This window comes from Streptomyces sp. NPDC032126 (assembly GCF_055580085.1).
This window is the reverse complement of the sequence record NZ_JBVIMA010000013.1, coordinates 100,670-114,989: the sequence shown is the minus strand read 5'-3', so window position 1 is coordinate 114,989 and position 14,320 is coordinate 100,670. Positions and strand designations below refer to the sequence as shown.

Genomic DNA, 14,320 nt, shown 5'->3' with positions numbered 1-14,320 from the left:
GCTGGAAAGGGGCGCGGGGAACTGCGCGACGAGCCACGACGGCGCAACAGCCGGCACAACACAGGTCCCATCCATTGAGCAGCCGTACCGCACCTGCTGTACGCCGTAGGCCATGCGTACGCCCCGAGAAGCACCGCCCGTTCACCCCCCGGTCTGCCCTCGATGTCGGACCCGGCGCTTACCGTTGACGCATGGATCTTCGACTGCGCGGCCTCCTGCGAGGGCCCCGCCGGCTCATGGCCGCCGGGGCCGCCGTGGTCGCGCTGGCAGGCGCCGGCACCTGGACGGCCGTGGCCCAGGACAACGCACCGCGGGTGCACCGCACCGACCAGGTCATGCCCCTCGACGGCGTCCGCCTGGACACCTCGTACTTCACGACGGGCGGCACCGCGGACCGTCCCGCCGTCCTGCTCGGCCACGGCTTCGGCGGCAGCAAGGACGACGTCCGCGCCCAGGCCGAGGACCTGGCCCGGGACGGATACGCGGTACTGACGTGGTCGGCCCGCGGCTTCGGCGACTCCACCGGAAAGATCGGGCTGAACGACCCGAAGAGCGAGGTCGCCGACGTCTCCAAGCTCATCGACTGGCTGGCCGAGCAGCCCCACGTCCAGCTGGACAAGCCCGGCGACCCGCGCGTGGGCCTGGCCGGCGGATCCTACGGCGGAGCGATCTCCCTCCTCGCCGCCGGACACGACAGCCGGGTCGACGCCATCGCCCCGGCGATCACCTACTGGAACCTCGCGGACGCCCTCTTCCCGAACGGCGTCTTCAAGAAGCTGTGGACCGGCATCTTCTTCAACACCAGCGGCGGCTGCGCGCGGTTCGAGCCCGCCCTGTGCGCGATGTACCAGCGCGTCGCCGAGTCCGGCACCCCGGACGCCGCGGCCCGCGCCCTCCTGGAGGAGCGCTCGCCGTCCACCGTGGCCGACCGCATCAAGGTGCCCACCCTGCTCGTCCAGGGCCAGACCGACTCCCTGTTCACCCTCGCCCAGTCCGACGCCGCCGAGAAGGCGATCCGCGCCAACGGCGCGCCCGTCGCCGTCGACTGGATCGCGGGCGGCCATGACGGCGGCGACCTGGAGACCGACCGCGTCCAGGCGCGCGTGACGGCCTGGTTCGACCGCTACCTCAAGGGCGAGAAGAACACCGGCACCGGCCCCGCCTTCCGCGTCACCCGCACCGGCGGCATCGACTCCACCGACGGCGCCGCCCAGCTGCGCGGCGCGAGCGCGGACCACTACCCCGGCCTGGCGAGCGGCGACCGCTCGCTCGCCCTGACCGGCCGCCGGCAGAGCTTTGCCAACCCGGCCGGCGCGAGCCCGCCCGCCGTCTCCGCCCTGCCCGGCCTCGGCGGCGCCGGCGGCCTCGCCCAGCTCTCCTCCCTCGGCGTCGGCGTCTCCCTCGACTTCCCCGGCCAGTACGCGTCCTTCGAGTCCGCCCCGCTCCGCGACGGCCTGCGCGTCACGGGCGCCCCGACGGTCACCGTGCACGTGACGTCGACGAGCGAGGACGCCGTCCTGTTCGCCAAGGTCTACGACGTCGGCGACGGCGGCCGGCAGGTACTGCCCGCGCAGCTGGTCGCCCCCGTCCGCGTCGAGGGCGCCCGGGCGGGCAAGGACGTCACGCTCACTCTCCCGGCGATCGACCACGAGGTCGACAAGGGCCACCGCCTCCGCCTGGTCCTCGCCTCCACCGACCTCGGCTATGCCTCACCGGTGACGCCGGCGACGTACACCGTCTCCCTGAAGGGCGACCTGAAGGTCCCGACCGCGCCGGGCGTCACCACCGCGGCCGCCCCGCTGCCGTCCTGGGTGTGGTGGCTGCCCCTCGCCGGCGCGGCGACCGCCCTCGCCCTGCTGCTGACCGCCCGCCGCCGCGCCACGACCCCCGCACCGGACCCGGCGCTCGCCGACGTCCCGCTCCAGATCACGGACGTGAGCAAGAAGTACGCCAAGGGCGACCGCTACAGCGTCCGCGATCTGTCGTTCCGCGTGGAGAAGGGCCAGGTCCTCGGCCTGCTCGGGCCGAACGGCGCGGGCAAGACCACCACCCTGCGCATGCTCATGGGCCTGATCACGCCCGACGCCGGCGAGATTCGCATCTTCGGCCACGCCATCCGCCCCGGCGCGCCCGTCCTGTCCCGGGTCGGCGCGTTCGTCGAGGGCGCGGGCTTCCTGCCGCATCTGTCCGGCCGGGACAACCTGGAGCTGTACTGGCAGGCCACCGGCCGCCCGCCCGAGGACGCCCATCTCGACGAGGCCCTGGAGATCGCCGGCCTCGGCGACGCGCTCGCGCGCGCGGTGCGCACCTACTCGCAGGGCATGCGCCAGCGCCTCGCGATCGCCCAGGCCATGCTGGGCCTGCCCGACCTGCTCATCCTCGACGAGCCGACCAACGGCCTCGACCCGCCGCAGATCCGCGAGATGCGCGAGGTGATGATCCGGTACGCGGCGGGCGGCCGCACGGTGATCGTCTCCAGCCATCTGCTGGCGGAGGTCGAGCAGTCCTGCACCCACCTCGTGGTGATGGACCGCGGACGCCTCGTCCAGGCGGGCCCGGTCGGCGAGATCGTCGGCTCCGGCGACACCCTGCTGGTCGGCACCGCCGCGCCCGTGGAGGAGCCGGTCGCCGAGAAGGTCGCCGCGCTCCCCGGCGTCGCCTCCGCCGTACGGACCGACGACGGACTCCTGGTCCGCCTCGACCCCGACGGCACGGCCGAGCGCCTGATCGCCGAACTGGTCCGGCTGGACGTGCCCGTGCGGTCCGTCGGCCCCCACCGCCGTCTGGAAGACGCCTTCCTCACCCTGATCGGGGGCTCCGCATGAGCACGCTCACCGAGGTCGCCTCCGGCTACCGGGCGGGCCGCACCCTGCCGCTGCGCGTCGAGCTGGCCCGCCAGCTCAAGCGCCGCCGCACGCTGGTCATGGGCGGCATCCTCGCCGCCCTGCCCTTCGTCCTGCTGATCGCCTTCGCGATCGGCGGCGACCCCGGCAGCCGCAACAACCAGGTCACCCTGATGGACACGGCCACCGCGTCGGGCGCCAACTTCGCCGCGGTGAACCTGTTCGTCTCGGCGGGCTTCCTGCTGGTCATCCCGGTCGCCCTGTTCTGCGGGGACACCGTGGCGTCGGAGGCGAGCTGGTCCTCCCTGCGCTATCTGCTGGCGGCACCCGTGCCCCGCGCGCGCCTGCTGTGGTCCAAGCTCGCGGTCGGACTCGGCATGAGCCTCGCCGCGATGGTCCTGCTGCCGGTGGTCGCCCTGGCCGTCGGCACCGCGGCCTACGGCTGGGGTCCCCTGGAGCTGCCCACCGGCGGCGCGCTCGACTCCGGTACGGCGGCCCAGCGGCTCGTCGTGGTGGTGGCGTACATCTTCGTGTCCCAACTGGTCACCGCGGGGCTGGCGTTCTGGCTGTCGACGAAGACGGACGCGCCGCTCGGCGCGGTGGGCGGCGCGGTCGGCCTGACCATCGTCGGCAATGTCCTCGACGCCGTCACCGCGCTCGGCGACTGGCGCGACTTCCTGCCCGCGCACTGGCAGTTCGCCTGGGCCGACGCCGTCCAGCCCACCCCCGAGTGGTCCGGCATGATCCAGGGCACCGCCGTCTCGACGACGTACGCGCTGGTGCTGTTCGCCCTGGCCTTCCGGGGTTTCGCGCGTAAGGACGTGGTCTCCTAGGGCCTCTCCTCCGAATCTTGCCGGGGTCGACGGAGGATCACCCACCGATTCCGGCACCCGGCTTCCGTGCCCGATCCGAGACCCATCCGCAACGCTTCGTGCCGCACGTTCCCGCCCCCGCCGCCGTCACAGTCGCAGAAGTCGACGTCAACGGACACAGGGGGCACGGCAGATGGACAGCCAGGGGACACGCCGGATACGACGACCGCTCGCTCTGCTCGCCGCCGCGCTGGTGCTGCTCACCGGCTGCGGCGGGGTCGACTCGGGCGGCAGCGCGGTCGACGGCGCGAACCGCCGGGGCGGCTTCCCGGCACCGGACCAGCCGCGGGGCACGGGCGGCGCGTACGGCGACCAGAAGGGCGAGTCGCGGGAGAGGGAACGCCCGGCGGAGAACCATCTCTCCACCTTCGCCCTCGACGTCGACACCGCCTCCTACGGCTACGCCCGCCGCACCCTCGCCGGGGGCGCACTGCCCGACCCGTCGACGATCCGCCCGGAGGAGTTCGTCAACAGCTTCCGCCAGGACTACGAACGCCCCGACGGCAACGGCTTCTCGGTCACCGTCGACGGCGCCCGCACCGGGGACGACGACTGGTCCCTGGTGCGGGTGGGCCTCGCCACCCGCGCCGCGGCCGACGCCGACGACCGTCCGCCCGCCGCCCTCACCTTCGTCGTCGACGTCTCCGGCTCGATGAGCGAACCCGGCCGCCTCGACCTCGCCCAGAAGTCCCTGGACACCATGACGGACCGCCTCGGCGACGACGACTCGGTCGCGCTCGTCTCCTTCAGCGACAAGGCCGAGCAGGTCCTGCCGATGACCCGCCTCGGCGGCCACCGCTCCCGCGTCCACGACGCCGTCGACAGCCTGGAGGCCGCCTACTCCACCAACCTCGGCGCGGGCGTGGAGACCGGCTACGAGACCGCCGTCGAGGGCCTGCGCAAGGGGGCCACCAACCGGGTCGTCCTCGTCTCGGACGCCCTCGCCAACGACGGCGAGACCGACCCCGACGCCATCCTCGAACGCATCGACTCCGCCCGCCGCGAGCACGGCATCACCCTCTTCGGGGTCGGCGTCGGCAGCGACTACGGCGACGCTCTGATGGAACGCCTCGCCGACAAGGGCGACGGCCACACGGTGTACGTGTCGGACGAGGCCGACGCGGTGCGGGTCTTCTGCGAACAGCTGCCCCGCAACATCGACCTCACCGCCCGCGACGCCAAGGCCCAGGTCGCCTTCGACCCGCAGACGGTCGCCGAGTTCCGCCTCATCGGCTACGACGACCGGCGCGTCGCCGACGACGACTTCCGCGACGACCGCGTCGACGGCGGAGAGGTGGGCCCGGGCCACACCGTCACCGCCCTCTACGCCGTCCGCACGACGCCCGGCGCCCGCGGCCACCTCGCCACGGCCACCGTCCGCTGGCTGGACCCCGACACCCGCACCCCGCACGAGGAGTCGGCGCAACTGGAGAGGACGGCCCTGCACCCCACCCTGGCCGAGGCCCCCACGGGCCTCCAGGTCGCCTCGACGGCCGCCTACTTCGCGGACGCGTTGCGCGACGACCCCACGCTCCCCGACGCCCCCTCCCTCACCGAACTCGCCCAGCGCGCCCACGGCTTGGCCGACAGCACCGAGGACAAGGACGTACGCGCCCTGTCCGAGGCCATCGACACCGCCGCGCGGCTGGGGGCCGACCGGCGCTGACGGCCGGCGCCGAACGCTCCCGATCGCAAACCGTCCACTTCGAGATCGACGAGGCCGACGCCACGCCGTACGACGGGAGCGTCCCGTCCGCCATGGCGTGCGCCCACAATTCCGTGGGCAAGGGCTGCTTCCGCGAGGTGGGGGACTGGTTCGAGATCGTCGACGAGAACAACGACGGGCACGCGACCCTCGTCGCCTGGCGCAGCGTCTACCCCCAGACGGGTACGTCATGACGAACGGCGGGTCACCGGCATTCCGGTGACCCGCCGCGCGGCGGTGCGAAGGGGCTCAGCCGTTGCCGGCGCCGTTGCCCGAGAGCGCCGAGATGTCGTCCAGGATGTGCGACAGGGGCTCGTCGCCCTTGGCCTGGGTGGAGTTCTCGACGCACTGCTGGTTCTGCGGGGCGGACAGGATCGGGATGTCCTGGACGCCGACGTTGATCAGCGCGACGAGCGACTGGGCGTTGAGCTTCGCCGGCAGGCCGATGCACGGCTTGTTCAGCGAGCCCTGGACCAGCGACAGCTGCGGGCTCATGTCGCCCTTGGTCACCGAGTTGCCGAACTCCTGCGAGGCACCGTTGCCGCTGGCGGAGGTGGTGCCGCTGTCGTCACCGATGGCCAGGGCCTGGGGGGCGGACATGGCCGCGACACCGGCGACGGAGGCGGCGACGGCCGCGGTTGCCCACAGCTTCTTCATGATCATTCCCTTCGAAAGGCGGACTCCGGGGGAGGAGCTGCGTGATCGTCAACTCCTGACGCGGCGGCGGGGTTGCGCAAGATGCCCCGATTGGCCCAGCGGTCGGTGTTTCGGCCGCGCGCCCCTCACGCGCACGCGTACGTGCTCCCCCGTACGGGCTTCGCCGAGCCGATGATGCTCGGCGGGTCCTTCGGCTTGGGGTCCGTCCCCTTCGCGACCATCGGCTGGTCCCCCCGCATCTTCGCGAACAGCGCGTCCGCCTTGGCCTCGTCCCAGGCCAGCGCGGAGCCGATGCCCACCGACTCCGGGGCGAACCCGGCGATCGGCACGGTCGCGAACTCCGTCGCCGACGCGGGCACCCGGTGCAGCGCGGCCGCCAGCTCCGCGAGCTCCCCGGCGCTGAAGCCCTGCGGCCCGCTTCCGAGCAGCGTCCGCACCATGCGGGCCGTGCGCTGCGGGTCGGTGAGCAGCTTGCGGGCCTGGAGGTTGCGCAGGGCGTTCACCAGGAACCGCTGCTGGCGCTGGATCCGGCCGAGGTCCGCGCTGGTGTCCCCGGCGAGCTTCCGGGACCGCACGTACTGCAGCGAACGCCCGCCGTTCAGCTGGTGCTTGCCCGGCTTGAGGTCGAGCTTGGTCGCCTGGTCGGTCAGCCGCCGCGCGGTGCACACCTCGACCCCGCCGACGTCGTCGACGGTGTCGATGAACTGCCGGAAGTCGACGTGCACATAGCGGTCGACGCTCACCTTGGTCATCTCCTCGACGACCCGGATGGTGAGCTCGGGACCGCCCTCCTGGAAGGCCGCGTTGAGCTTCGCGGGATGCGCGGGCCGCTCCTTCTCGCCCGGGGCGGGGCGGTACGGCGGGATCTCGGCCCAGGAGTCCCGGGGCATGCCGACGACACTGACCCGGTCCCGGCGGGCGGACACATGCACCAGCATCAGGACGTCCGTGCAGCCGCACGCCTGCCCGCCGGCGTGGAAGTCCTCGCGTTCCCGGGCCGTGATGCTGTCGCGTTCGTCCGTGCCCATCACCAGGATGTTCAGGGGGCGGGGCGCCTGCTGCCGGCCGGTGAGCGCGGGGGCGCCGCCGAGGACGGCGCCGGTGGTCGCCAGGACGACTCCGGGAATCGCCAGGCGTCGTGGCCAAAGGTTTCTCTTCATCGTCACGGGCCGGAACGTAGGACAGCGGGCCGCCGGAAGACCGGCGGCCCGCTGGAGGGGCGGCGAAAACCGCCCCGAGGGCTCAGCGAATGAACCCGTTCGCCCGCGCGCGGATCAGTGGTTGCCCGCGCCGTTGCCCGCGAGGACCGAGATGTCGTCCAGGATGTGCGACAGCGGCTCGTCGCCCTTGGCCTGGGTGGAGTTCTCGACACACTGCTGGTTCTGCGGGGCGGACAGGATCGGGATGTCCTGGACGCCGACGTTGAGCAGCGCGAGAACGGACTGCACGTTGGCCTTCGCCGGCAGACCGATGCAGGGCTTGTTGAAGGAGCCCTGGATGAGCGCCATCTGGGGACTCATGTTGCCGTAGGTGGCCGAGTTGCCGAACGACTGCGAGGCGCCGTTGCCGCTGGCGGACGTCGTGCCGCTGTCGTTGCCGATGGCGAGGGCCGGGGCTGCTGCGGCGGCGGAGGCGCCGACGACGGAGACGGCGACCGCGGCGGTGGCCAGTACCTTCTTGATCACTTCTGAATGTCCCTTCGTGAGAAACCCCGTCCACCGGAGCGGTCTGCTCAACTCCCGTGGCGTTCTTCGGTTCTTCCGCTTCACTCCGATGGCCTATTCGTGAGAGCCGTCCGGTCGGCTGGAAAACCGATCGGGTGAAGAGCCGCAACCAAAACCGATGGAACCGGTTGGTTCGGGGGCAGGCACAAGGTCCTGGTCCGGAACCAGGACAGGGAAAGGAATAGCGAAATGCTGAAGAAGGCCATGGCCGTGGCGGCGGTCGCCGCTTCCGTCGTCGGCGTGTCGGCGTCGGTCGCGCCCCAGGCGCTCGCCATCGGCGACGACAGCGGCACCACCTCCGCCAGCGGCAACGGTGCGCACTCGGCGTTCGGCAACTCGGTGACCAAGGGCGACATGAGCCCGCAGGCCACCCTGGTCCAGGGGTCGCTGAACAAGCTGTGCGCCGGCATCCCGGTCAAGGCCAACGTGCAGTCCGTCCTCGCGCTGCTCAACGTCGGTGTCCAGGACATTCCGGTCCTGTCCGCCCCGCAGAACCAGCAGTGCGCGGAGAACTCCACCCAGGCCAAGGGTGACGAGCCGCTGTCGCACATCCTGGACGACATCTCGGCCCTGTCGGGCAACGGCGTCTCCAACGGCTGACGTTCGTCGCGTCGGCGCCCGGGCGGCCCGCCTCTCTCGATGCGGCCGTCCGGGCGTTTTTCTGCGCCGGCCCGCTGTCATATCGTCTGTGCTGTCTGGAGAAGCGTTTCCCTTACTGCGATTCGATGATTATATGAAGGCGTTCGAGTGAATTCCCGGGCGTCGCGTGTTCCTGAGTTTCTTCGGCCGTCTATCTCTCGTTTGCAGCCTGCAGGTCATGGTGCGAGCCGTTCCGGCTGTGCTCGCTCGGTTTTCCGACCGTCATTCGAGGCATGACCGCAGAGAAGGGAAACTCATGAAGAAGAGCGCTGCTGTCGTCGCGGGCCTGATCCTGGCCCTGGGCGGAGCCGCCCCGGCCTTCGCCGACGCCGGGGCCAACGGTGCGGCCATCGGGTCCCCCGGTGTCCTGTCCGGCAACGTCGTCCAGGTGCCGATCCACATCCCGATCAACATTTGCGGCAACTCCGTCAACCTGATCGGGGCGCTGAACCCCGCGATCGGCAACGTCTGCGTCAACGACTGACGACGCTTCATCACCAGCCGTCGGGCTGGACTGAGCCGGCCTTGGACAACTCGTGTGCGATCCAAGGCCGGCTTTTCCCACTTCTTCAAGCAGGAAGACAACGAGATTGCGACAGACCCTGAGCAGGGGAATGGTCGCGGCGGCAGCCGCGACGAGCATTCTGTCCCTGTGCGGCAGTCCGGCAGTCGCCGACACGCAGACGAACGGCTCCACGGGCGGATCGCCCGGTGTCCTGTCCGGCAACAACGTCGAGGTGCCGGTCGACGTCCCGGTCAACGCCTGTGGCAACACGGTCGACCCGGTCGGCGCCCTGAACCCCGCGTTCGGCAACTCCTGCGCGCACCGGACGGTGAAGCGCGACCACGGCCACGACACGGCCTACGGCGAGGACGACGACCACGGCTACGGCGAGGACAGCGGCTACGGCGACGACCACGGCACCCCGCCCTCCGGCGGCCACGGCGCCCCACCCGGCTGGGACGGCCCCTGGCCCCCGGCGGGCGGCACCGACCACGGAACCCCTCCGGGCGGCGGCGACCACAGGACGCCCCCGGCCGGCGGCGACCACAGGACACCCCCGGTCGGTGACGACTACGGGACTCCTCCGGGCGGCCACGACCACGGGACACCCCCCGGCGGCGGTGACTATGGGACCCCGCCCGGTGGTGGCGACTACGGGACTCCTCCGGGCGGCGGTGGCCACGGGACCCCACCGGGCGGCCACGACCACGGGACGCCCCCCGGCGGCGATTACGGGACACCTCCCGGCGGCGGCGATTACGGGACGCCCCCCGGCGGCGGTGACTACGGGACCCCGCCCGGCGGCGGCCACGAGACCCCGCCGGGCGAGGACTGCAACGAGACCCCGCCCCCCGGCGGCGGTGGCGGATCGACGCCTCCCAGTGGCGGGGGCGGTGGGTCGACCCCGCCCGGTGGTGGCGGCGGTTCCACGCCTCCCGGTGGCGGTGGTGGCTCCACGCCTCCCGGTGGTGGCGGTGGGTGGACGCCTCCTCCCGGTGGCGGCGGCGAGACGCCCCCTCCGTCCGGCGGTGGCGGCCACGGTCACACCCCGCCCACCCTGCCGCACACCGGCAGCGAGGGCCTGCTGGCCGCGTCCGGCTTCAGCGCGGCCCTGATCGCCGGCGGCGCCGTGCTGTACCGGCGAGGCCGCCGCACCGCTCCCCGTCGCTGAACGCACCGGGTGCCGGACGCCCCGCGCCCGGCACCCACCCCCGCTCCCGCTCCCGGGGACGTTCAGCCCCGTGCCGCCCTGGTCGGCCGATCGCCGTCCCGCCGACCGTTCGCCGGGGACGGGATCCGGGCGGCGGGCGCGTCCTGGCGCAGCCGCTGCCGTACGCCTCGTACGAGGGTGGCCGCCGTGAAGGTCGCGCCGTGGACGAAGCGCATCGCCGGGCCGAAGCCCGTGGCGGTGATCAGGCCGGCCAGGAACAGGCCCGGGCAGGACGACTCGAAGGTGCGGCCCAGACGGGGGGAGCCGTCCGCCGCCGTCGCCAATGTGTCGCGCAGGTCCGGTGAGAGGAGCGCCAGCCGGGAGCCCGTGGCGCGGAAGCCGGTCGCGGCGATCACATGGTCGGTGTCGAGGGCGGCGGTCCCCGTGGCCGTCCGCACCTCCAGGTTCAGACCGCCGTCCCCGGTCGCCCGGGCCGCGCGCACCTCGTGTCCCAGGAGGACCTCCACCGCGTCCGTCACCCGTTCCCGCACCCACCACGCCCCCGCCGGGCCGAGCGCCGTCGAGGTGACGCGGGCGCGGGTCGGCTCGGGGAGCCGGTGGTAGAGGTCGGGCCGCTCGGCGTAGAACCAGTTCCGCCAGCCGCAGCCCAGGGCGCTGTGCGGGGCGCGGAGCCGGTGTCGGAGGGGGCGCTCCAGGGGCGGCGGTACGTCGTTCCAGCGCAGGCGGTCCGCGCGGGCCAGTACACGGACGCGGGTGCCCTGTTCGGCCAGCAGTGCCGCCGTCTCCAGGGCCGCCTGGCCGGCGCCGACGACCGTGACGTCCCGCCCCCGGAAGCGCTCCAGGTCGCCGTGGTGGACGCTGTGCGAGACCAGTTCGCCGGGCAGACCGCGCAGGGCGGCCGGGATCTCCAGGAACGGCGTCACGCCGACGGCCAGCGCCACCGTACGGGCCCGCACGGTCTCCCCGTCCTCGGTGACCGCCTCGAAGCCGCCCGGACGGGCCGCGATCCGCGTGACCGTGCGCTCGTCGACCTCGGGGACGGCGTTGCGGGCGAACCACAGGCCGTACTCGGCGAACGTCTCCAGCGGGATGGGCCGCCCATGACGGGCCGTCACCCCGCGTCCGGCGCAGTACGCCTCCAGCCGCCACCGCCCGTCGGGGTCGGAGAGGTTCGACGCCCATGGTTCCGACTTCAGGAACATGCCGCGCGGCATGTGGTCGCGCCAGGACGCCATGGGGCGTCCGAACACGCGCAGGCCGAGCCCCGCGGTCGCCGCGTGGGACGCGATGGACAGGCCGTACGGGCCCGCGCCCACCACCACCAGGTCGTACGTCAGCAACTGCTCGCCCTCTCGTCGTCGGTCGGTTCGGTCAGGCCCGCCACGGCGGCGGGCGGCGCCCCCTGCCGTACCACCCGAGGCACCTGCTCGCCCCCACCTGCCGGACCCGCACCCGCGGATTCCAAGTGCGCCGGGCTGACGGCCGTCCGGTCGGTGGGGGTCTCGTGCCGTAGTCGGTCCAGCAGGCGGCGGCCCACATGGCGGCTCCACAGCCCCCACATCGCCCGGCCCGGCGCGGTGTCGTCCCCGGCGTGCCAGGCCAGCTCGCGGCCGGCCGGCGCGGCGGCCGACGCGCGCAGCGCGCTCAGCGGCGCGTAGTTCTCCACCACGAACGTCCGCCCGGGCAGCGGCGCCCCCTCCGGCAGCGGACGGTGCGTCAGATCCAGGTGCTGCGCCCGTACGACGTCCAACCCGGCCCCGTCCGTGAACAGCCGGAACTGCGCCCCGGGGCGCGGGTTGAAGTCGAGCAGGTGATAGCGGCCGGTCGTGGCGCAGCGGCGGAAGTCCAGGTCGAAGATGCCCCGGAAGCCGAGCTCGCCGGTGAGGCGCTCGGCCAGCGCCCGCACCCCCGGGTTCGGCGCCCACTCGCCCACCGCGGTCAGCCCCGCCCCGCGCGGCCAGGCCAGCAGCTTGCGGCCGGCCCCGCCGCAGCGCACCGCGCCCGAGCGGTCGGCGTACCCGTGGAAGAACCAGTCGCCGTCGCCGCTCGCCGGCAGGAACTCCTGGAGCAGCAGCCCGCTGCCCGCCTCCGCGGTGCGCGCGTACAGCTCGCGCGCCTCCCGCGGCGAGCGCACCACCAGCGTGCTGCGCAGTCCGCCGCCCGGAGGCAGCAGCCAGGGCCGGCTCCACTTCGCCACCACAGGCAGACCCAGCCGCCAGGCGGCCGCGGCGGCCTGGGCGGCGCTGTCCGGGACGACCGTCACCGGGTGCGGCACGTCGGCCGCCGCGCACAGGCCGGCCAGTTCCGCCTTGTCGGCGACCCGTTCGGGCAGCGCGCCCGGCTGCTGCGGCAGCAGATACGCGGGCGAGAGTTCCTCGCGCAGCCGGTTCACCGCGACCGCGCCCGCGTCGTCCATCGGGATCAGCACGGCGGGCCGTTCGATCCGCGCGGCCACCCGCAGCAGGACGGCGGCGATCTCGGCGACGCCGGCACCGGGTGGCGGCGGGGGGTGCAGCCGTCGTACGAAACGGCTGGCGCCGACCGGACTTCCCGTCACATCGGCGACCAGATCCACCGCGACTCCGGCTCTGCCGAGGGACCGGACGGCACCCAGCGTTCCGTGGTGAAAGGGATTCCGGTCGATCCGCAGCAGCACGGCGGGGACGCGGGTGTCGAGCAGGGTCACGGGGTTGTTCCTTCGATTCGGTTCACCGGTTCCATTCACCGGTGCGGAGGAGCGGAACACTCGAAAGCCGTAGCGGCGGTGGCGTACTTCCTTTTCGTGTGACTTTCATGTGACTGAGTGTCAGTAATTGCTCGGAACGAAGAGTGGAGAAAGGAGCAGGCATGGCCCCACAGCAGCGACGCGCCCGGTCCCGGCGGCTGGCCGTGGTGGCGGCCGCGGTCGTCACGTCGGTCGCTCTGGCGACCGGTTCTGGATTCGCCGCGGGCGCGGGGGTGGTGCGGGTCGCCGATCCTCCCGCTCCCACGCCGTCCGTCCCGGCCCCCGCGGCGGACGAACCGGCGGCCACCCCGCAGGCCACCCCGGCCACCCCGGAGGCGACGCCCGCCGCCCCGGACGCGACGCCGAGCCCGGCCGCCACCCCGACCGGCGACCCCACGCCGGTCACCCCCGCCAAGGCCGTCCCCGCCTTCGGCGCCTACCTCGACTACGGCGCGCGCGGCGTGGCCCGGATCGCCGAGCTCAGCGAGTGGCTCGACGGCGCCGAGCTGCGCGTCGGCCACACCTATCTGCCGGGCGACCGGTGGGCGAACATCGAGGGCCCGCCGGGGTTCCTCGACATCTGGGCGGACTGGCGCCAGGAGAAGGACGACCGGATGCTCGTCCTCAACGTGCCCATGCTGGAGCGCAACGAGGACGGGGTCTCCGACGCCGAGGTGCGGACGCTGCTGCGGCAGGGCGCGGCCGGGCAGTTCGATCACCACTTCAGGGCCCTCGCCGAGCGGCTGGTCGAGGTGGGTGCGCCGGACACGGTCATCGTGCTCGGCTGGGAGATGAACGGCATCACGTACACCCATCGGTGCGGCCCGGACCCGGAGGCCTGGAAGACGTACTGGAACAGGATCGTCACCACCATGCGTTCCGTGCCGGGGCAGAAATTCAAGTTCGATTTCTCGCCGAGCCGGGGTCGGGACGCCGTTCCGTGGACGGAGTGCTATCCGGGGGACGACACGGTCGACATCGTCGGAATGGACTCCTACGACCAGCCGAGCGGACTGACGTTCGACGAGCAGGTGAAAGAGCCGTACGGCCTGCAGAAACACGTGGATTTCGCCAAGGAACACGGCAAAGCCATTTCCTATCCCGAATGGGGGCTGTTCCGCAACGGTGACAACGCCGAATACATGCGGCGCATGCTGGCCTGGATGGACGAACACCAGCCGCTCTACAACACCCTGACGGACTATTGCCCGCACGGCGTATGGCAGTGCCGGCAGAACCCGCGCGCGTCCCAGGTGTACCGCTCGGTGCTGTCCGGCCGCACGGACGAACCGACCCCGACCCCGACGCCCACGCCCACGCCGCAGCCCACCCCGACCGAGCCGCCGGCGAACTGCTCGCCGCTGGACCTCGGTGACTGGGTCGAGTACTGGATCGGCGGCAAGCTGTGCGTCCGCCTCGACTGGTGGTCGCGCAACCGCTAGCGCCCACACCGCCGGCCCGCACCCCACTGCCGGGCCG

13 protein-coding genes are annotated in these 14,320 nt (G+C 72.8%); 8 read left to right on the top strand and 5 right to left on the bottom strand.

Going from position 1 to position 14,320, the window contains the following annotated elements:
* Positions 1 to 191 precede the first annotated feature (191 nt).
* From ACZ5NW_RS35235 to ACZ5NW_RS35220, 4 genes are all read left to right on the top strand, one after another.
* The gene (locus tag ACZ5NW_RS35235) at positions 192 to 2,825 is read left to right on the top strand and encodes an alpha/beta fold hydrolase (protein WP_468748100.1); all 2,634 of its coding nucleotides are present in this window, start codon (positions 192 to 194) and stop codon (positions 2,823 to 2,825) included.
* On the top strand, positions 2,822 to 3,676 hold the full coding sequence (locus ACZ5NW_RS35230; RefSeq protein ID WP_468748099.1) for an ABC transporter permease: 855 nt from the start codon (positions 2,822 to 2,824) through the stop codon (positions 3,674 to 3,676). Before ACZ5NW_RS35235 ends, ACZ5NW_RS35230 begins: the two co-directional genes overlap by 4 nt.
* 172 nt (positions 3,677 to 3,848) lie before the next feature.
* Entirely contained in the window at positions 3,849 to 5,381 is a 1,533-nt protein-coding gene (locus ACZ5NW_RS35225; RefSeq protein ID WP_468748098.1) for a vWA domain-containing protein, read from the top strand.
* Positions 5,382 to 5,473: 92 nt separating this feature from the next.
* Entirely contained in the window at positions 5,474 to 5,614 is a 141-nt protein-coding gene (locus tag ACZ5NW_RS35220; RefSeq protein ID WP_468748097.1) for a hypothetical protein, read from the top strand.
* A gap of 55 nt (positions 5,615 to 5,669) precedes the next feature.
* On the opposite strand, the gene ACZ5NW_RS35215 is transcribed toward ACZ5NW_RS35220, so the two are convergent.
* The 3 genes from ACZ5NW_RS35215 to ACZ5NW_RS35205 form a co-directional block, all read right to left on the bottom strand.
* Positions 5,670 to 6,077, bottom strand: a complete 408-nt coding sequence (locus ACZ5NW_RS35215; protein ID WP_468748096.1) for a rodlin — start codon at positions 6,075 to 6,077, stop codon at positions 5,670 to 5,672.
* Positions 6,078 to 6,202: 125 nt separating this feature from the next.
* The gene (locus tag ACZ5NW_RS35210; RefSeq protein ID WP_468748139.1) at positions 6,203 to 7,237 is read right to left on the bottom strand and encodes an LCP family protein; all 1,035 of its coding nucleotides are present in this window, start codon (positions 7,235 to 7,237) and stop codon (positions 6,203 to 6,205) included.
* Between the two features lie 114 nt (positions 7,238 to 7,351).
* Entirely contained in the window at positions 7,352 to 7,762 is a 411-nt protein-coding gene (locus ACZ5NW_RS35205; RefSeq protein WP_468748095.1) for a rodlin, read from the bottom strand.
* A 228-nt stretch (positions 7,763 to 7,990) separates the two neighbouring features.
* Between ACZ5NW_RS35205 and ACZ5NW_RS35200 the strand changes: the two genes are divergently transcribed.
* The 3 genes from ACZ5NW_RS35200 (at position 7,991) to ACZ5NW_RS35190 (ending at position 10,116) form a co-directional block, all read left to right on the top strand.
* Positions 7,991 to 8,401: a rodlin gene (locus ACZ5NW_RS35200; RefSeq protein ID WP_468748094.1), complete on the top strand. Its 411-nt coding sequence runs from the start codon at positions 7,991 to 7,993 to the stop codon at positions 8,399 to 8,401.
* A gap of 295 nt (positions 8,402 to 8,696) precedes the next feature.
* Complete coding sequence (locus tag ACZ5NW_RS35195; RefSeq protein WP_468748093.1) at positions 8,697 to 8,924, top strand: chaplin; 228 nt, start codon at positions 8,697 to 8,699, stop codon at positions 8,922 to 8,924.
* A gap of 106 nt (positions 8,925 to 9,030) precedes the next feature.
* Complete coding sequence (locus tag ACZ5NW_RS35190; RefSeq protein WP_468748092.1) at positions 9,031 to 10,116, top strand: chaplin; 1,086 nt, start codon at positions 9,031 to 9,033, stop codon at positions 10,114 to 10,116.
* Positions 10,117 to 10,178: 62 nt separating this feature from the next.
* On the opposite strand, the gene ACZ5NW_RS35185 is transcribed toward ACZ5NW_RS35190, so the two are convergent.
* A complete protein-coding gene (locus ACZ5NW_RS35185; RefSeq protein WP_468748138.1) occupies positions 10,179 to 11,453 on the bottom strand; it encodes an FAD-dependent oxidoreductase in 1,275 nt (424 codons plus the stop codon).
* Positions 11,450 to 12,802 (bottom strand): carboxylate--amine ligase, encoded by a 1,353-nt coding sequence (locus ACZ5NW_RS35180; protein WP_468748091.1) that lies wholly within the window; start codon positions 12,800 to 12,802, stop codon positions 11,450 to 11,452. The genes ACZ5NW_RS35185 and ACZ5NW_RS35180 overlap by 4 nt, the downstream gene beginning before the upstream one ends.
* Before the next feature lie 161 nt (positions 12,803 to 12,963).
* Here ACZ5NW_RS35180 and ACZ5NW_RS35175 point away from each other — a divergent pair, with 161 nt between their 5' ends.
* On the top strand, positions 12,964 to 14,283 hold the full coding sequence (locus ACZ5NW_RS35175; RefSeq protein WP_468748090.1) for a glycoside hydrolase family 26 protein: 1,320 nt from the start codon (positions 12,964 to 12,966) through the stop codon (positions 14,281 to 14,283).
* Positions 14,284 to 14,320: the final 37 nt, after the last annotated feature.

Excerpts from the sequence above, each read along its gene's own strand:
- ACZ5NW_RS35235 (WP_468748100.1), top strand. The coding sequence starts at position 192 with ATGGATCTTCGACTGCGCGGCCTCCTGCGAGGGCCCCGCCGGCTCATG.
- ACZ5NW_RS35230 (WP_468748099.1), top strand. The coding sequence starts at position 2,822 with ATGAGCACGCTCACCGAGGTCGCCTCCGGCTACCGGGCGGGCCGCACC.
- ACZ5NW_RS35225 (WP_468748098.1), top strand. The coding sequence starts at position 3,849 with ATGGACAGCCAGGGGACACGCCGGATACGACGACCGCTCGCTCTGCTC.
- ACZ5NW_RS35220 (WP_468748097.1), top strand. The coding sequence starts at position 5,474 with ATGGCGTGCGCCCACAATTCCGTGGGCAAGGGCTGCTTCCGCGAGGTG.
- ACZ5NW_RS35215 (WP_468748096.1), bottom strand. The coding sequence starts at position 6,077 with ATGAAGAAGCTGTGGGCAACCGCGGCCGTCGCCGCCTCCGTCGCCGGT.
- ACZ5NW_RS35210 (WP_468748139.1), bottom strand. The coding sequence starts at position 7,237 with ATGAAGAGAAACCTTTGGCCACGACGCCTGGCGATTCCCGGAGTCGTC.
- ACZ5NW_RS35200 (WP_468748094.1), top strand. The coding sequence starts at position 7,991 with ATGCTGAAGAAGGCCATGGCCGTGGCGGCGGTCGCCGCTTCCGTCGTC.
- ACZ5NW_RS35195 (WP_468748093.1), top strand. The coding sequence starts at position 8,697 with ATGAAGAAGAGCGCTGCTGTCGTCGCGGGCCTGATCCTGGCCCTGGGC.
- ACZ5NW_RS35175 (WP_468748090.1), top strand. The coding sequence starts at position 12,964 with ATGGCCCCACAGCAGCGACGCGCCCGGTCCCGGCGGCTGGCCGTGGTG.